Raw genomic sequence first — 17,664 nt, forward strand, 5'->3', positions numbered from 1 at the left:
TGAGCCATAGGCCAAGCAAGGTAGCCGCCACGATCAGCACCACCAGCATGGTGATCAGCGATGACTTGATGATGGCCTGCAACCCGGCTGTTGCCTCCTGCTCATCGAGGGCCACGCCCAGCTCCCACTCACTACCCGGGATCGGGGCAATAGCAAGCCGTTTGCTCCGACCATCGATAACGACATTCTGCCAATCACTGCTATTGCCTATGGCCGCAATGGTCGAGGGGGTCAATTTCTCATTCAGCCTGCTCAATGGCTTCAGCGTTAGATCAGTATTGGGGTGAGCGATCAAGGTTTCCCCGCCCATACTCAAGAAAGCGAAGCTCGAGGGTGTCGGCTGGATTGCCTTAATATCGGCTACCACGGTATCGATGACGACATCACTACCGATCACGCCAACCAGCTTTCCGCTGCGCTCAACAGGAGTGGCAAAGCTAACGACGATCTCTCCAGAATTTGCATCCACGTAGGGCATCGACACAATGGTTTCGTCTCGGTCGAGGGCGTCTCGATACCAGCCGCGTTTACGGGGATCGTAATCGGCAGGCGGCACCCAGCCATCGGATGACATCAGGCTACCATCGGGTTTACCCAGATAGGCCGAGAGAAAGCCCCCGGACTCGGCCAGCTGGATCAGTGCGGTGACGGGATCCCCTCCGGCCACCGGCGCGCGTGCCGCTTCGATCATGCTTGTCCGTGAGGCGATCCATTCCTCGATTGCCGAAGCATTGCCATCGGCCACAGCATTTAAATTCTTCTCGATGGCTTTTTCGTAATGAGATTCGACTGTGAAATAACTCACGGCAGTGGTCAGTATCATTGCCAATGCGATGATCGTCACACAGGAGACTTGTATGCGGCGTTTCAGGGAGGACAGCATGGCGTTCTCTCGATTGTTTGCGTTGTCGAAAGTCGAAAACGCCACCTTTGATAGGTGGCGCTTGAATGGACTATCGGCTTTTATCCTGAAACGCTTGAATCGAGACTCAGTTATCCGTGTGCCCGGGTTTAAACGCCCGGCATCTGGCTGACGAGCTTCTCGGTGATCTCTTCGATGCTGGCCTTGGAGTAGTCCTTATCGACTTCCTTCACCACCATGTCTCGGGTGTTGGAATCCATCTTGTCACGCAGATGCCCCAGAAACTGCGGCGCAGCAGCAATCACGAAGCTGTCGGCCTTGCCTTGGGAACGCGCATTCTTCAGGTAATCCGCCACTTCCTTGGCGAAGAACATGGCGTGTTTTTCAGAGGTGGCGTCATCGTTGCCCGTCTGGCGCTGCTGGCCGCTTGCATTGGTGGCAGCACCTTCCCCGCCGGTACGTAGATCACCGGTATGCTCTCGGCTCTCTGGATGTACCAGATTGTCGATTTCACGGGTATTGCCTGCCGCGTGAGCAAATACACGGGCGCGAGCCGCATCGGAAACTACGATATAGGTGGTCATGGCGTCTCCTTTTCCATTGGTCGTCTATCGTATCGAACACTCTAAATAGTTGACGAATCAAGTGCTTTTGGCAAGCGACTCGATCATGTCCCGTTATAACACCGCAATTAATTCATGTACCAGCCGTGACTGATGACCATTGACTGGCCGGTCATGGCATTGGTCGGGAAGGCCGCCAGGAACCAGGCCAGCTCGGCCACATCCTCGATCGTGGTGAACTCCGTATCCACCGTATTGCCCAGCATGACTTTCTCGACCACTTCCTCTTCGGAAATACCCAAATCCCTGGCCTGTTCGGGGATCTGCTTTTCCACCAGCGGGGTCTTGACGAACCCCGGGCAGATGACATTGGTACGTACGCCGTGCGGACCGCCTTCCTTGGCTAGTGCCCGTGCAAGCCCCTGGATGCCGTGCTTGGCAGTAACGTAAGCAGACTTCAGCGGACTGGCCTCTTTCGAATGGACCGAGCCCATGAACAGGATCGCCCCGGACTCTTGCTTGTACATATGCGGAATCACCGCCTTTGACGTCAAGAAGGCCCCGTCCAGATGAATCGACAACAGCTTCTTCCAGTCGTCAAACGGGTAATTCTCGATCTTGTGCACGATTTGAACACCGGCATTCGCGACCAGCACATCTACACGCCCCCATTCATCGACGACTTGTTGTACACCCTCATTCACCTGCTCTTCCGAGGTCACATCCATGGCAACGCCAAGGGCAGCGCCTGGGCCCATCTTATTCAGCGTCTCCGCGGTCTGCTTGGCAGCCTCCAAATCCAGATCGGCGATCGCCACCTTGGCGCCATCCTGAACATAGCGCGTGGCAATACCGTAACCAATGCCGCTGGCGCCGCCGGTCACGATACAAACCTTGTCTTTCATGCTAATGGTCATGTGTCTTCCCTTTTGAATATCATCCTGCCCCGGCGGGGTGGATCCCCTGACTGGGTACGCACCCCATTGTAGATAGCCGTGTCCGACCTTCCAGTCTCAACGTTAGTTTACTGATGCGATATTCGTCGATGCGAATCTGATCCATGTCAGCACAGTGTGTCACCACCAGGACGATGGAAGAGTGAGGCATTATTAAAAACAACTAGTCGTTTCCTACACAAGGAAACTGGTAGTATCCGGTTTCGTTTAAATACCGAGTCCTGATCGACCCTATCGACTATCCAGGAGTACTGCCGATGGGCACCTTCTTTTCGCTGCGCCACCCTCTACCCCGACGCGCCCTGATGTTTTGTCACAGCGTGGCCCAGCTGGGCTGGTTGTTGGCCGGGATCACCTGGTTGCTGCAACATAGCCCCTGGACGACCTCTTTGAGCTGGCAGGAAGCCTGGCCTGGCCTGGCATTCGGTGCGGCCATGATGTTGTTGGCCATGGTCGGCACGCGCTTGATCGCCGAGCTATTGATGCTGCCTCATTATGTAAGGAATCAACTTCAAGGGATCTTGCCAGGGCCGGTAGTGACGCGCTCCTTCGAGCGACGCCCGGGCATGTATGACACGGCAGACGCCTGGGTCAATGAAGTCAAACCCGTTCCCGAAGGCGAAGGCGTGGTCGGCGACGCACGGGTATTGGAACCGCGTCGCAAACTGACCCCGCGAGAGACGCCGACGGCCCAAGATGCTAACCGTCAAGGTACGAATTCTTGATTTCTACCTTTACGAAGCCCTCTCATCTTGAACACTTGACAATATATAGTTGGGTCGAAGACCACCGAGCCGCTCGACTCAATTTTCATTGCGCGTGGAAGATAAATCGCATGATGTCCTACGACATTATCAATGCGTGCTATACCTAAATGAGGCGTCATAGAAAAGAAACAACACTCAAGAAGCGCAACCTAACAACAACCTTGTCGACCAGCGATCGAGAGTAAGGATACTGGTGTTATGCCTGGCCGGCTCACACGCACTGAGGTGAGTCATGCATACCGTCATCCGGTCTCTTGTGGTCTGTCTTTTGACTTCGCTGGTTTTTACGTTCCGGCCGGCTTTTGCCGACCCGCCCCTCGTCATCGGCACCGCAAGCCCCCTCGGCGTCTATCACGTCGCTGGGCGCGCCATCTGTCGGGTCATGAAGGCTCCTTGCACCGCCCAGCCAAGCGCGGGTTCGAGCGCCAACCTGGAAGCGATTCGCCAAGGCAAGCTGTTGGTGGCCTTGGTACAATCCGATACTCAGTATCATGCGGTGAAGGGCACTGAATCCTTTGCCAATAGTGGTCCGGACAACAGCCTGAGAGCCGTGTTCTCTCTGCACAGTGAACCCTTCACCCTAGTGGTACGTCGCGATGCCGGCATTCGGGATCTCGAGGATCTTGTGCACCACGCCGTGAATATCGGCAACCCGGGGTCGGGCCAGCGCAGCACCATGTTGCAACTGATGAAAACCCGCGGCTGGACCAAGGACGATTTCAAGTTGGTCAACGAGTTGCCGGCGAATCAGCAATCGATAGAGCTTTGTCATGGCAATATCGATGCCATGGTCTACACCGTAGGTCACCCCAATGCCTCGGTAGCCCAGGCCGTCCGGCTCTGCGACGCAACCATGATTGACCTTCAGGGTGGCGTCGTCGACCGCTTGATCGAGCAGCACCCTTACTTCACCCGCGCCTGGATCGCCGGGGGTCTTTACGGCCCGAACCAGCCGGCGGTGCGTACCTTCGGTGTCAAGGCGACCCTGATGGCCGCGCAAGATGCCGACCCCGAGCTGATTTACCAGCTGGTAGCTAGCGTCTTCGAGAATTTCTTACGCTTCAAGGCCTTTCATCCGGCGTTTGGTCTGCTGACACCACAAGGCATGATGCAGGAAGGGCTAACTGCCCCCCTTCATGAAGGCGCCTTGCGCTATTACCGCGAGCAGGGATGGATCGAAGACATCCGGCTCGCCGAGGAGAAGAACGAGACCTCAATCGAGTAAGCGCTTTACGATTCAAGCAAGCGTTGCATGAATGGCGGCAACGCCAGAGCACCGCGATGGATATCGGCACTGTAGTAATCCAGCTCGAAATCCGCCTTTTCGGCAGCTTCTTCTCGAAAAGCGTTTATATCACCACCCTTGCCCGCCAGGGTGGCGCTCCACCAGCCGGAAGGGTAGACCGGTTGCGGAAACGGCAAGGTGGCGACGCTATCGAAACCGGCCTTCTTCATGTTCTCGCGCAACTCGCGAATGATGCTGCCGCTGTGATAGAGCGGCGACTCACTCTGCTGCACCATGACCCCACCCTCACTCAGCAGGCGGTGACATTTGGCCAGAAAGTCGACCTTGAACAACCCTTCGGCGGGCCCGACGGGGTCGGTGGAGTCGATGATGATGACATCGACACTGCCCGCGGGGGCCTCATCCACCCACTTTACGCCATCCTCGAAGAGCAGTTCGGCGCGTGGATCGTCATTAGATTCAGTCAAGGTTGGAAAGAAGCATTTCGAGGCCTTGGTGACCTCTTCATCAATATCGATCTGCGTGACCTTCTCCACGCCTGGGTGCTTTAACACTTCGCGTAGGGTGCCGCAATCGCCGCCGCCGATGATCACCACCTGTTTCGGGTCGGCGTGAGTATAAAGCGCCGGATGCGCCATCATCTCGTGGTAGAGAAAATTGTCCCGATCAGTGAGCATCACGCAGCCATCGAGCAGCAATAGGTTGCCGTAGGTTTCGGTGGCATAGACTTCGAGATGCTGATAGGCGCTCTGCACGTCGTGGAGTTTCTCGGTAACCTTGAGCGAGAAGGCGCTACCTTCGCTCGAGAAGATTTCCGTGAACCAGCTGTCGTCGAGGCGTTCGCTCATGGTATGTCCTTGCGTTAATTCTTTGAAAGGAGATGGCCGTTCAGAAAATAGCGAAGGGCCGCGAGTAGCAGTACTGCCAGCGCCGCACCCAAGGCGTTGGCCAGCATGTCCTGAGGATCGCCGCCGTAGCGACCGGGGGCGACGATCTGAGCATATTCGATGATCACGCCATAGCCTGACACTACCAGCCAGGTAAACCACAGTCGCAGCCCGGCAAGCCCGGTCAATGCCGCCAGCACCCCATAGCCGAGGAAGTGATTGAGCTTGTCCCAGGGCAGGTTCTTGGGCATCTCGTCGCCGGGGGTCAGGCTTCCCAGTGCGATGGCCAAGGCGGCGGCCAGGGCCAGCAGCGTCCAGAGCCATCGCTTCTCGAGTAAGTGACGTATCATGCTCAACGCTGATGGTACGCCGGACTCAATTCATGCAGCGCGTCCATGAAGGCGGTGACATGATCCGGATCGGTGAACTGGCTGATGCCGTGGCCAAGATTGAAGATGTGCCCCGGGCCGGCACCGTAACTGGCCAGAACACGCGCCACTTCGGCCTTGATTGCCGATGAATTGGCGAACAGCACGTTGGGATCGAGATTGCCTTGCAGCGCCACCCGATCGCCGACTCGCGAGCGCGCATCGGAAAGCTCCGTGGACCAGTCGAGGCCAATCGCATCGCTACCCGCTTCGACGATATGCTCGAGCCACTGACCGCCGTTCTTGGTGAACAGAATCACCGGTACCCGACGGCCCTCTTGCTCGCGAATCAGCCCATCAACGATCTGCTTCATATAGCGCAAGGAGAACTGCAGGTAGGCCGGAGTCGATAGCGCCCCGCCCCAGGTATCGAAGATCTGTACCACCTGAGCGCCGGCACGAATCTGGGCATTGAGATAGTCGGTAACCGCCCGGGCCAGCAGATCCAGCAGCTTGTGCATGGTGTCCGGGTCGTCGTAGAGCATCGTTTTGACGTGACGGAAATCCTTGCTCGAGGCACCTTCGACCATATAGGTCGCCAGGGTCCAGGGGCTGCCGGAAAACCCGATCAACGGCACTCGGCCATTGAGCTCGCGGCGGATAGTGCTGACCGCGTTCATGACGTAATCCAGGTCACGTTCCGCATCCGGCAGGCTGAGGGCGTCGACCTCCGCAGCACTGCGTACCGGCTTTCTGAACTTGGGGCCTTCGCCGGTCTCGAAATAGAGCCCGAGTCCCATGGCATCCGGGATGGTGAGGATGTCCGAGAACAGGATGGCGGCATCCAGCGGATAGCGCTCCAGAGGCTGTAGCGTGACCTCACAGGCGCGAGCGGTATCGCGGCACAGATCCATGAAACTGCCGGCTTCGCCACGTACCTGGCGATATTCGGGCAGATAACGCCCTGCCTGGCGCATCATCCACACAGGGGTGCGATCCACCGGCTGACGAGCCAGGGCGCGGAGAAAGCGGTCATTCTTGAGTTCCATCGGGCTCTCTTCAAGTCGCGAATTTGCCGCCATTGTAACGGATGGCAGCCCTCGGCTGTTATAATGCGACTCTTTTCTCTGCGACCGCGCTCGCGTCCAATAAGAGTCGCGCGCGTTTACCGAGGTTCACTGTGACGATTCGCTTCATCGCTGCTTCAAAGCTGCCGACGCCCTGGGCCACCTTCACCATGCATGGCTTCGAGGACGAGGCCACCAGCAAGGATCATATCGCCCTGACCCTGGGCGACGTCGCCGATGGAACGCCGGTACTCGGGCGCGTGCATTCGGAGTGCCTGACCGGCGACGCGCTGTTCTCGATGCGCTGCGACTGCGGCTATCAGTTGCAGGAAGCACTCAAGCGTATCGCCCTAGAGGGCCGGGGCGTATTGCTCTATCTGCGACAGGAAGGGCGCGGTATCGGGCTACTTAACAAGATTCGCGCCTACCACCTGCAGGACCAGGGTTTAGACACCGTGGAGGCCAACGAGCACCTGGGTTTCGGTGCCGATCTACGGCGTTACGATCTGTGCGTGCCAATGCTCGATCATCTTGGCGTCGCCGCGCTCAAACTGATGACCAACAATCCGCGCAAGGTCGATGCGTTGACTCGGGACGGAGTGACCGTTACCGAACGATTGCCGCTGACCACGGGTCTGAATCCGCACAATGAGCAGTATCTTTCGACCAAGGCCGGCAAACTCGGCCACATGATGGCATTAGACGATTTCACCCGGGCCGGGGACGAGGACAAGCATCGCAAACCCTGACCCCCGATATTCGGTGCTAGCGCCTTCCGTTCCCAGAGGAGAGTCAATGAGCCGATCGCATCCCGAAAATGGTACTCGCGACAACAGCGCTATCGACATCAGCGAATACAGCTTTATCGAAGAACTGTTGCACAGCATCAGCCATGGCATCGGTGCGGCTCTAAGCCTGGCGGGCATGGTGGTACTGATCGTCTTGGCCAGCATGGCGGCCCACGTCGACGCCTGGACGATCGTCAGTGTGAGCCTCTACGGCGTTACCCTGGTGCTGCTCTATACCGCCTCGACGATCTATCACGGCATCCGCCATCCACGCCTTAAACGCATCTTCAAGCTCCTTGATCACTGCGCCATCTATGGCCTGATCGCCGGCACCTATACCCCTTTTCTACTGGTCAACATGCGCGGCCCCCTGGGCTGGACGCTGTTCGGCGTGATCTGGAGCCTGGCGCTGGGCGGTATTGCGTTGAAACTGGCCTGGCCCCATCGCTTCGAGGTACTGCGGGTCGCAATCTATCTGGTCATGGGCTGGCTGATTCTGCTCGCCGCCGGCGAGATGGACGATTATCTCTCCACCACCAGTATTGCCCTGCTGGTCGCCGGCGGCGTCACCTACACCCTAGGCGTGATTTTCTACGCCATCCGCGCCATTCCCTATCATCACGCCATCTGGCACCTGTTCGTGCTCGGGGGCAGTATCTTTCACTACTTCGCGGTGTATACCGCGGTACTGCCTTTTAAGGCCTGACATCAAGTTCCAACACTGTCTCTGGCTGCTTCCGGTGCCGGTCGCCCCCATAGCCGACTGAACAGATATGCCAAGAGCAGGAGCGTGACCACTCCGGCTCCTAGCGCTGCGAGCGCCGAACCAGTCAGACCAGCGGCAAAGAAGGCGACAATGGCGGAGGTTCCTGCGGTCACTGCATAGGGCAACTGGGTGCGCACGTGGTCGATATGGTCACAGGATGACCCCGCCGAAGACAGAATGGTGGTATCGGATATGGGCGAGCAGTGATCGCCGAAGATACCGCCGCTGAGCACCGCGGCAATGGTCAGCGCCAGAGGCAGATCGAGGGCCGCTGCTACCGGCATGGCGATGGGAATCATTATCGCGAAGGTGCCGTAGGAGGTGCCGGTGGTGAAGGCCACCACCGCCCCGATCAGAAACAGCAGCACGGGGATCAGGCTCGGCGCGATGCCCTGCTGAGCCAGGGTCACGATATAGTCTGCGGTACCAAGCTCCGAGGTGACGCTGCCGATCGACCAGGCCAAGGTGAGAATGATGTAGACCAGGGTCATGCTTTTAAAACCGGTGACGACGATCTCCATCGCCTCGCGGAAATTGAAGCGCTTTTGCTGCATGCCCATGGCAAGGCCCACTATTGACGCCATAAAGGTGGCGATCAGGATCGACTTTCCACCCTCGGCTTCCCCCACGGCGGTCACCAGATCGTTCTCGGGAAAATTACCTGTCCACAAGAACAGCGGTGGAATAAGACCCACCAACACCGCAATGGGCACCAGCATGTTGCGCTTGCGAGAGGGCAGGCCGGAGGTATCAGCCATATTCCGGACCTCTTCATCCGAAGGCGGCTGGGCGCCATCCGCCAACAGTTTGCCGGTACTGCGTGCGCGGTGTTCCGCCCGGGCCATGGGGCCGAAATCCCATTGCGTGATGACCACCAGCAGAATCATTAACAAGGTCAGCCAGGCATAGAAATTCAGCGGGATCGTGGTCAGATACATCAGATATTCGGAGCCGGTAATCGCCATCGCATTGAGCTGAGTGCCGATCAGGCCCATCACGAAGACCACCCAGGTGGAAACCGGCCCCAGGAGGCACATGGGCGCGGAGGTGGAATCGACGATATAGGCGAGTTTCTCTCGGGAAACGCGCATGCGATCCGTGATCGGTCGCATGACACTACCCACGGTCAGCGCATTGAAGTAGTCCTCGAAGAAGATCAACACGCCGAATCCCATAGTGGCGCCTTGCGCACCTCGAGCGGACTTCACCTTCGTCGAGATGCTGCGGGCGATGGCATCGGCACCGCCGGTGCGCTGCAGTATGGTGATCAAAACTCCGAAAAGGCCGCAGTAGATCAATACGGTAGCGCTCCATTCATCCCCGATGCTTGGAATGATGAAGTCGCCGAAGCTCGCGTACAGCCCGGTCGCGGGGTTCCAGCCGTTGAGCATGGTGGCGCCCAGCCAGACACCGCAAAACAGGGCGGGAATGACGTTACGCGTGAGCAGCGCCAATAGGATCGCCAGCAAGGGTGGCAACAAGGAAAGTAGCTCGAATTGCATCGTTTACGCCTCTGCTTCCTGGGCTTCTTGTTCGCGCTTCTGCGCAGCGCTTCGAGCCGGTCTTTCGTTACAGCGTTGGAGGTACGCTTCCAGAGCATTAGGCAATGGCTGCTTGGCGCTTTTCGCCCAGCTCAGGGTATGGCCCAGCAGAATGTCGCCAATGGTAAATTCCTCCCCCACCAACCAGCCCTCGCCATCAAACTCGCGTTGCAAGGCTGCCAGCGCCCGCTGGAATTCCCAGGCGGCGGTGGGAATCACTGCGGGAACTCGGCGCTCTTGAGGCAAGGCAAATTTGTGTTTGCCTAATGCCCAAAGCGGCTGCTCCAATTCGCTGACGATGAAGAACAGCCACTGATCGAGTTTTGCACGCTGCGTGGGGTCGCCGGGCATCAACGAGCCTTGCCCATAGCGCTCGGCTAGATAGCGGCAGATCGCCGCCGACTCGAACAGCGTCAGCTCACCATCCTTCAGCGCCGGCACCTTGCCGTCCGGATGACGGGTCAGGTACTCGGTGCCCTGCCCTTCACCGGAAGTCAGGTCGATATACTGGCAGGTATAGTCGAGACCCAGTTCCTCGAGGGTCCAGGCGGCCCGCAACGAACGACTGTTGGGATAGGAATAGAGAGTGATCATTGGATGCTCCGGCTATCGTAGGGTGAGCGTAGTGTAGCCGGTAGCGAAAGCCATGACGTTGCCCAGGACACAAAAAAGGCCCTTCGAAGGGCCTTTTCGTATTCACATCTCGTTGGTTTACAACAACTTTGATTACCAGTCGCTGGCATGACCGACAGCGGGCTTCTGGACACCAATATAGTCATTGGTATCGGTGAAGTGAGTCTGGCTATCGGTATGATCCGCAATGAAACGGGCACGCTCTGCGGCGGCAGCGCTTTTACCACTGTAACGTTGCTTGAAAGAGGTATTCTCCACCTCCTCGTTCATACTGCTTTTTTGCAGCTGCTCGCTGTTGGCTTGCATGGCTCTTTCGGATGCCAAGCTGGCATGAGCGGCAACCGGTAGAAGTGCGACAGCAATGGTAGCAATAGTCATCTGTAGCTTCATGATCTCTTCCTTTCGTTTGAATAGGTTGATGTTCATTCGATGGAGATCATTCTGCTATCAATCTAATTAGACTGCTAACAAAAATTACCAATCATATTGATTGGTTTTTACTATCGCGTTTTCGAATTTCATAGTTCATCACCCGTGGCTGTCGCAGACAACGCCAGACACAAGCGCAGGCGGCTAAGCCGCCTGCTGCTCCCGGGTTTTCTTGATCAGCTCGTAGGCGTTACCGATCTCGCGAGTACGCTCCCCGGCCATTTCGCGCATGCTTTCGGGCAGCCCCTTACCGGCCAGCTTGTCGGGATGATTCTGGCTCATCAGGCGTCGATAAGCGCGCTTGAGTTCCGCATCGCTGACATCTTCCTCAACGCCTAGCACGCGATAGGCATCCTCGAGCGACTGACCGGAAGTAGCGCCGGGAGCCTGTGCTCCGCCGCCACGCAGCATGGCTTCGATCTGTTGAATTTCCGCCTCGGAGCATCCTAGCCCCCTCGCGACTCGCAGAAACATCTCGTGTTCCGCGGGATGCACAACACCATCAGCGGCAATAGCGGATAGCTGGACCTGCAGAAACATCTGCAGCAGGGCGCGCTGGCCTTTGGTTACCTGGCGTAGGGTGACCAACTCGGCATCTAGATCGAACTCCGGCGACTTGCCGCGATTGAAGGCTGCCTTGGCTCGTTCGCGCTGCTGATCGTTGAGTCGCAGGCGCTCCCACAGTCGCATGGACATCTCGAGTTCGTCTCGAGTGACCTGGCCGTCGGCCTTGCATAGGCACCCCATGACTGCAAAGGTGGAATCAAGGAACTGCCCTTGCACCTGTACCAGCTTGCCCAGAAGGGTTTTGCGCAGACGGCGCACGAGCCAGTAGGCCAGCCCCGCGCCGATCAGCATGCCGAGGAAATCGCCGATCAGGTACCCCAGCACGGCGCCGATTATGATGACTAACAGCATGATGCTCTCGTTTTGTTGGAAATATTGAATAACGTCACAGGGACTGTTTCGCCTCGAGACGCTTATGAATGGCCGCCTCGATGCCGCCTGCATCGAGACCGCACTCCTTCAGCAGCTCTTCGGGCTTGCCGTGCTCGACGAACGTGTCCGGCAAACCAAGATTGAGAATGTCCGTCGAGACCACCTCGCTTGCCAGCAGCTCATTGACGGCACTGCCCGCGCCACCGGCGATCACGTTGTCTTCCAACGTCACCAGCAATTCATGGCTGCGCGCCGCCTCGAGTACCGCCTCCCGATCCAGGGGCTTGATCGAGCGCATGTTGAGATGCGTGGCATCCAGACGCTCCGCGACTTCCGCAGCGGGAGTATTCAGGCTGCCGAAGGCGAGCAGAGCAATGCGTTGCCCACGCCTACGAGTCTCGGCCTGACCGATAGCCAAGGGCTCGAGGTGCTTGGGGATGACCGTACCCGGTCCGGTGCCTCGCGGATAGCGTACCGCTGCAGGCCCCGGATGATGATAGGCGGCACTCAGCATTGCCCGGCATTCGGCCTCGTCCGCCGGCGCCATGATCACCATTCCCGGTACGCAGCGCAAAAAGGATAAATCCAGGGTGCCGTGATGCGTTGGCCCATCTTCCCCTACCAGACCGGCCCGATCGATGGCAAAGGTCACGTCCAGATGCTGTACGGCAACATCATGAATGAGCTGATCGTAGCCGCGTTGCAGGAAGGTGGAATAGATCGCCACCACCGGCTTCATCTGTTCACAGGCCATGCCCGCGGCAAGCGTTACGGCGTGCTGCTCGGCAATGGCGACATCGTAGTAGCGCTCCGGATACTCCCGGGAGAAGCGAATCATGTCGGAGCCTTCACGCATCGCCGGCGTGATACCGATCAGTCGCTTGTCGGCGGCGGCCATGTCGCACAGCCAGTCGCCGAACACGTTGCAATACTTGCGCTTGACCTTGGGTGTGACGGGGGCCTGCCCTGCCGGGGCCTGAGCAGGCGCCTTGGGTGCCACGCTGGCACCATTCTTCTCCAGCTTGGTGATGGCGTGATAGCCGATCGGGTCGGCTTCCGCAGGTCGAAAGCCCTTGCCCTTGCTGGTTCGCACATGCAGGAACTGAGGGCCATCCAGATCGCGCAAGGTACGCAGGATGTGGATCAATCGGGGCAGATCATGCCCATCGACGGGGCCAACATAGTTGAAGCCCATTTCCTCGAACAGGGTCGCGGGGCTGACCATGCCCTTCATGTGCTCCTCGGTGCGCCGGGCAATCTCGAGAGCGCCGGGAAGATGCGACAGCACCCGCTTGCCGCCTTCGCGCACCGTGGTATAGGTACGGCTGGTGAAGACCTTTGCCAGATAGCTCGCCATGCCCCCCACGCTTTCCGAGATAGACATCTCGTTGTCGTTGAGGATCACCAGCAGATTGGCGTTCACATGCCCCGCATGGGCCAGTGCCTCGAAGGCAATGCCGGCAGTCAGAGCGCCATCGCCTATCACCGCACACACCCGTCGCTGTTTGCCCTGGGTGCGTGCCGCCAGGGCCATACCGAGGGCCGCGCTGATCGAGGTACTGGAATGCCCGACCCCGAAGGTGTCGTACTCCGACTCGCAGCGCCGGGGAAATGCCGCCAGGCCGCCGTACTGACGAATCGAGGTCATGGTTTCGCGGCGCCCGGTGAGGATCTTGTGAGGATAGGCCTGATGGCCTACGTCCCACACAAGACGGTCTTCGGGTGTGTCCAGCGCCTGATGCAGTGCCACGGTCAGCTCGACCACCCCCAGCCCTGCGCCGAAATGGCCGCCACTGCAGCCGACGCTATAAAGCAGATAGGCGCGTAGCTCATCCGCCAGTTCGAGTAACTGCGTCATGCTGAAGGCGCGCAGTGCCACAGGTGTATCGATGGTGTCGAGCAGCGGCGTCGCCGGACGCTCGACGGGAATCTCGTCGAACAGCTTCATAAAGGCTCTTTAGTAATCGCGCTCGATCATGTAACAGGCAAGCTCCACCAGAGGCGTACCGGCATCACCCAGTGGTGCCAGCGCCTCGAGTGCTTGTTCGAGAAGCCCCTGGGTTTTAGCTCGAGCACCGTCGAGGCCAAGCAGAGAAGGATACGTCGGTTTGTCCCGAGCCGCATCGGCCCCGCTGGTCTTTCCCAAGGTCATGGTGTCGCCTACCACATCCAGGATATCGTCCTGGATCTGGAAGGCCAGCCCGATAGCGGTACCGTAATCGTCCAGGGCCATCAACCGTGGATCGGATTCGGAGGCGCCGGCAAGCCCGCCAAGGCGGATAGCCCCGCGGATCAACGCGCCAGTTTTGTGACGATGGACGTTGGCCAGCGTCTCGACATCCAGACTATCTCCCACCGTCTGAAGATCCAGTACCTGACCGGCCGCCATCCCATCACGACCGGACGCCCCGGCCAGGGTGCGCACCATGGCAGCCAGGCGGGAGTGTCCGGCATCCGCCAGCAGCTCGAAGGCAAGGGTTTGTAGCGCATCGCCGGCCAGGATCGCACTTGCTTCATCGAAAGCCCGGTGCACGGTCGGTTGGCCACGACGTAGATCGTCGTCGTCCATGGCTGGCAGATCGTCATGTACCAGGGAATACGCGTGGATCAGCTCAATAGCGGCTGCGCCGGGGTCGAGATCCTCATCCTCGGCCCCCATCGCTCGTCCGGCAGCATAAACCAGCAACGCCCGCAGACGCTTGCCATTGCCCAGTACGCCATGGGCCATGGCCGCTTCGAGACGCGGCGCGACCATGAGTCGATCATCGAACAATGCCGCGAGGATCGCATTGACTCGCGCGCGATCCGCATCCAACCGCAGCGGCAACTCCGCGACATTACTATCCATCGTCAATTTCCTTGGCCATTATCAGTTTCCCAGGTCATCCCTAACCTCCCAAGGCGTTGTCGGGCCCGTTCGATGCTGCCTTCGGTGCATCATCGAAAGGAATTTCATCGAGGGAACCGTCAGGCTGTTCGACCAGTGCCTGCACTTTCAGCTCTGCCTCACCCAGGCGTCGCTGAGCCTCTCGGGTCAACGTGACGCCCTGCTCAAAAGCGGCCAGTGAGGCCTCCAGAGAAAGACCGCCGGACTCCAATCGGTTGACCAGCGCTTCGAGGCTTTCGAGAGTGGCAGCGAAGTCGCCTGGCGTCTCGTTTAGTGCGCCGCCCTCTGTATCATCCTTTTGGTCAGCCATGATGCTACTCGTCGTCAAGTAAACGCTACTGTTCTTGAAGCACAGTATACACGCTCGTATCCGCCCTGAAGATGCCTTTAGGTGGGGCCAGGCATGGGGCAACGTTCACAGGCTGTTCATGTTCAAGCTGTGGCAATTTCATTTTGCTTTATCTTGGCTGTGCTACGATAGCGCCCCTGTCAACGCGTACTCATCAGCATTCACCACCTACTGAAAAGGCGGCTCACGCCGTTATAAGGGTTGATTCGAGAATGGCCAAGACCTCTCTGGACAAGAGCAAAATCAAGATACTGCTGCTCGAAGGCATTCATCAGACCGCCGTGGACAGCTTCCTGAACGCCGGCTACACCAACATCGAACATCTGCAGACCTCTCTCGACGAAGAGGCACTGATCGACAAGGTGAGCGACGTCCATTTCATTGGCATTCGCTCCCGCACTCAGTTGAGCAAGCGTGTTTTCGATGCCGCAGAGAAACTTGCCGCCGTGGGCTGCTTTTGCATCGGCACCAATCAGGTCGATCTCAATGCGGCATTGGTCCGGGGCATTCCGGTTTTCAACGCCCCCTACTCCAATACCCGCTCAGTCGCGGAACTGGTGCTTGCTGAAACCATCATGCTGTTGCGTGGCATTCCCGAAAAAAGTGCTCGCGCCCATCAGGGTGGCTGGCTCAAGAGCGCCAAGAACTCCCATGAAGCGCGGGGCAAGACCTTAGGGATCATCGGTTACGGCAACATCGGCGCGCAGCTCTCGGTACTCGCCGAATCCGTCGGGCTCGAAGTGATCTATTACGATGCGGTCACCAAGCTGGCCATGGGCAATGCGCGTCAGGTGGGTAGCCTGCAGGAATTGCTGGCCCGGGCGGATGTCGTCACGCTGCATGTTCCAGATCTGCCCTCTACCCGCTGGATGATCGGCAAGGAGCAGATCGCCCTGATGAAGCAAGGCGGCATATTGATCAACGCCTCCCGGGGCAGCGTGGTGGATATCGAAGCCCTCGCCGAAGCCCTGAAGAGTGGCAAACTGCTTGGCGCTGCCATCGACGTTTTCCCGGTAGAGCCCAAGGGCAACAGCGAGGAGTTCGTCTCGCCGCTACGCGGTCTGGAGAACGTAATCCTGACGCCACACGTCGGCGGCTCGACCCTGGAGGCCCAGGAGAACATCGGCGTCGAAGTGGCCGAGAAACTGGTCACCTACTCCGACAACGGCACCACCATCACCTCGGTCAACTTCCCCGAAGTCTCGCTGCCGGCGCACCCGAACAAGCATCGCCTGCTGCACATTCACGACAACGTGCCCGGCGTGCTCTCCGAGATCAACCGTGTGCTCTCGGAAGACGAGATCAACATCGCCGCCCAGTACCTGCAGACCAACGACAAGGTCGGCTACGTAGTCATCGACGTCGACAAGGCCTACGGCGACAAGGCGCTGCAAGCGCTCAAGCAGGTCGAACACACTCTACGCATTCGCACCCTCTATTCGGATGCCAATTTCGATGGCTAACTGAAAGGCCGTGATGGCCTTTCAGTTCACGACTGCGTGCGTCTGAACTTCGGCCCGCTCGATCGTGGCTTTCGCTTCGCGTAGATCGTCTTCGGCGAGCGACGGAGCCGTCTGTTGGCCGGCAAGCTCGGGCCGATGGCAGAGCTCGACGAGCACCGGGTAGTGATCCGAACCGAACTCGGCCATGCGCTCGAAACTTACCAGGCCAAGTTCATTCTGAAAGATCACATGATCCAGCGGCCAGGCGATGAGCGGGTTATGGGCATCGTAGGTCGGATAGAAGCCACGCCCGACACGCGGATCGAGCAGGTTGCCAATGCGCAAGGTGCGTCGAAATACGCTCTCCCAGGCGACGGCGTTGAAGTCCCCGGCCAGCACCGCAGGGTTATCACCCTCCCGGATATCGAGGGCGGTAGCCAGTAGCTGGGCATCCCGTGGGAGCGTGGATTGGGACCAGTACAGCGGTGGCCGCGGATGCAAACCATGGAAATCGATCGACTCACCACTGGGCAAGCGCACCCGGGTATTGATGGCGGGGGTATGCTCATCGAAACGAAAGCGAATCTGGGTGTCGAGCAAGGGGTGACGCGACAGTAAATGCATGCCGTAAGATTCCGCCTGCCGGGGAATGTACTGCACGCGATGAGGCAGGCGGTCGTTGAGGCTATCGAGTTGGCGGTCCCACCAGGCGTCGGTTTCCATCACCAGAAACAGGTCCGGGCTGGTATCTTGCACGATCTGAAATAACCTCTCGGCGTGCTCGTTGGCCTCCTTTACGTTGGCGATGAGCAGCTTGAGTCGCGAATCCTCGGGGCAGGCCGCTATGCTCTTGACTGGTTTTTCGACCGGCAGCACATAGGGGTAGAGGTAATAAACGTGGGAGGCCAATGCCACACCCGCCAACACCGTCACGATCCAATTTGTCACTCGGCGCAAACCACCCAGCATCAGATGCAAGACAATGAGCACTGCCAGCAGGATGGCGAACTGCAGTCGTGGATAATCAAGATAGCGAATCCACCAGGCATCGCTTTCAAAAAAGGGAATCAGCGAGGCAATTGCAACAACCAGCAATAACGGCACGATCAGCCAAACGTCGAGCCGATGCTTGAGTGATCTTGTATTCTTCTTTCCTGCCATATGGATCTCCCTA

19 protein-coding genes are annotated in these 17,664 nt (G+C 58.4%); 5 read left to right on the plus strand and 14 right to left on the minus strand.

Annotation, left to right across the window (positions count from 1 at the left end):
• From H7850_RS08875 to H7850_RS08885, 3 genes are all read right to left on the minus strand, one after another.
• Positions 1-883: cache domain-containing protein (locus tag H7850_RS08875; RefSeq protein WP_227369179.1), on the minus strand; the 883-nt coding region annotated here is incomplete at its 3' end.
• Positions 884-1,011: 128 nt separating this feature from the next.
• Positions 1,012-1,446, minus strand: coding sequence for a host attachment protein (locus H7850_RS08880; protein WP_227369180.1), 435 nt, complete (start codon positions 1,444-1,446; stop codon positions 1,012-1,014).
• 107 nt (positions 1,447-1,553) lie between these two features.
• Positions 1,554-2,342, minus strand: coding sequence for a 3-hydroxybutyrate dehydrogenase (locus H7850_RS08885; RefSeq protein WP_227369181.1), 789 nt, complete (start codon positions 2,340-2,342; stop codon positions 1,554-1,556).
• A gap of 296 nt (positions 2,343-2,638) precedes the next feature.
• On the opposite strand from H7850_RS08885, the gene H7850_RS08890 reads away from it, so the two are divergent.
• Both H7850_RS08890 and H7850_RS08895 read left to right on the plus strand, forming a co-directional pair.
• Entirely contained in the window at positions 2,639-3,106 is a 468-nt protein-coding gene (locus H7850_RS08890; RefSeq protein ID WP_227369182.1) for a hypothetical protein, read from the plus strand.
• A gap of 274 nt (positions 3,107-3,380) precedes the next feature.
• Positions 3,381-4,373, plus strand: a complete 993-nt coding sequence (locus H7850_RS08895; RefSeq protein WP_227369183.1) for a TAXI family TRAP transporter solute-binding subunit — start codon at positions 3,381-3,383, stop codon at positions 4,371-4,373.
• 5 nt (positions 4,374-4,378) lie between these two features.
• Here the strand turns inward: H7850_RS08895 and speE are convergent, their stop codons facing one another.
• The 3 genes from speE to hemE are packed head-to-tail and all read right to left on the minus strand — an operon-like array spanning position 4,379 to position 6,698.
• On the minus strand, positions 4,379-5,242 hold the full coding sequence (gene speE, locus H7850_RS08900) for a polyamine aminopropyltransferase (RefSeq protein ID WP_227369184.1): 864 nt from the start codon (positions 5,240-5,242) through the stop codon (positions 4,379-4,381).
• A 14-nt stretch (positions 5,243-5,256) separates the two neighbouring features.
• Positions 5,257-5,631, minus strand: coding sequence for a VanZ family protein (locus H7850_RS08905; RefSeq protein WP_227369185.1), 375 nt, complete (start codon positions 5,629-5,631; stop codon positions 5,257-5,259).
• 2 nt (positions 5,632-5,633) lie between these two features.
• Complete coding sequence (hemE, locus tag H7850_RS08910) at positions 5,634-6,698, minus strand: uroporphyrinogen decarboxylase (RefSeq protein WP_227369186.1); 1,065 nt, start codon at positions 6,696-6,698, stop codon at positions 5,634-5,636.
• 131 nt (positions 6,699-6,829) lie between these two features.
• Here hemE and ribA point away from each other — a divergent pair, with 131 nt between their 5' ends.
• Complete coding sequence (gene ribA, locus H7850_RS08915; RefSeq protein WP_227369187.1) at positions 6,830-7,465, plus strand: GTP cyclohydrolase II; 636 nt, start codon at positions 6,830-6,832, stop codon at positions 7,463-7,465.
• A 46-nt stretch (positions 7,466-7,511) separates the two neighbouring features.
• Positions 7,512-8,210, plus strand: coding sequence for a PAQR family membrane homeostasis protein TrhA (gene trhA, locus H7850_RS08920; RefSeq protein WP_227369188.1), 699 nt, complete (start codon positions 7,512-7,514; stop codon positions 8,208-8,210).
• Positions 8,211-8,212: 2 nt separating this feature from the next.
• Here the strand turns inward: trhA and H7850_RS08925 are convergent, their stop codons facing one another.
• The 7 genes from H7850_RS08925 to xseB all read right to left on the minus strand — a co-directional run bounded on the left by H7850_RS08925 (position 8,213) and on the right by xseB (position 15,009).
• Positions 8,213-9,772, minus strand: a complete 1,560-nt coding sequence (locus H7850_RS08925; RefSeq protein WP_227369189.1) for a Na+/H+ antiporter NhaC family protein — start codon at positions 9,770-9,772, stop codon at positions 8,213-8,215.
• Between the two features lie 3 nt (positions 9,773-9,775).
• Positions 9,776-10,405, minus strand: coding sequence for a glutathione S-transferase family protein (locus tag H7850_RS08930; protein WP_227369190.1), 630 nt, complete (start codon positions 10,403-10,405; stop codon positions 9,776-9,778).
• Between the two features lie 132 nt (positions 10,406-10,537).
• Positions 10,538-10,834, minus strand: coding sequence for a hypothetical protein (locus H7850_RS08935; protein WP_227369191.1), 297 nt, complete (start codon positions 10,832-10,834; stop codon positions 10,538-10,540).
• Positions 10,835-11,017: 183 nt separating this feature from the next.
• On the minus strand, positions 11,018-11,791 hold the full coding sequence (djlA, locus tag H7850_RS08940; RefSeq protein ID WP_227369192.1) for a co-chaperone DjlA: 774 nt from the start codon (positions 11,789-11,791) through the stop codon (positions 11,018-11,020).
• Between the two features lie 34 nt (positions 11,792-11,825).
• Entirely contained in the window at positions 11,826-13,760 is a 1,935-nt protein-coding gene (gene dxs / locus H7850_RS08945; protein ID WP_227369193.1) for a 1-deoxy-D-xylulose-5-phosphate synthase, read from the minus strand.
• Between the two features lie 9 nt (positions 13,761-13,769).
• Entirely contained in the window at positions 13,770-14,660 is an 891-nt protein-coding gene (locus tag H7850_RS08950) for a farnesyl diphosphate synthase (protein ID WP_227369194.1), read from the minus strand.
• A gap of 40 nt (positions 14,661-14,700) precedes the next feature.
• The gene (gene xseB / locus H7850_RS08955) at positions 14,701-15,009 is read right to left on the minus strand and encodes an exodeoxyribonuclease VII small subunit (protein ID WP_227369195.1); all 309 of its coding nucleotides are present in this window, start codon (positions 15,007-15,009) and stop codon (positions 14,701-14,703) included.
• A 251-nt stretch (positions 15,010-15,260) separates the two neighbouring features.
• On the opposite strand from xseB, the gene serA reads away from it, so the two are divergent.
• Positions 15,261-16,511, plus strand: a complete 1,251-nt coding sequence (gene serA / locus H7850_RS08960; protein WP_227369196.1) for a phosphoglycerate dehydrogenase — start codon at positions 15,261-15,263, stop codon at positions 16,509-16,511.
• A 21-nt stretch (positions 16,512-16,532) separates the two neighbouring features.
• Here the strand turns inward: serA and H7850_RS08965 are convergent, their stop codons facing one another.
• Positions 16,533-17,651, minus strand: a complete 1,119-nt coding sequence (locus tag H7850_RS08965; RefSeq protein WP_227369197.1) for an endonuclease/exonuclease/phosphatase family protein — start codon at positions 17,649-17,651, stop codon at positions 16,533-16,535.
• Positions 17,652-17,664: the final 13 nt, after the last annotated feature.

Source organism: Halomonas sp. M20 (assembly GCF_020622265.1).
Taxonomy (GTDB): Bacteria; Pseudomonadota; Gammaproteobacteria; order Pseudomonadales; family Halomonadaceae; genus Modicisalibacter.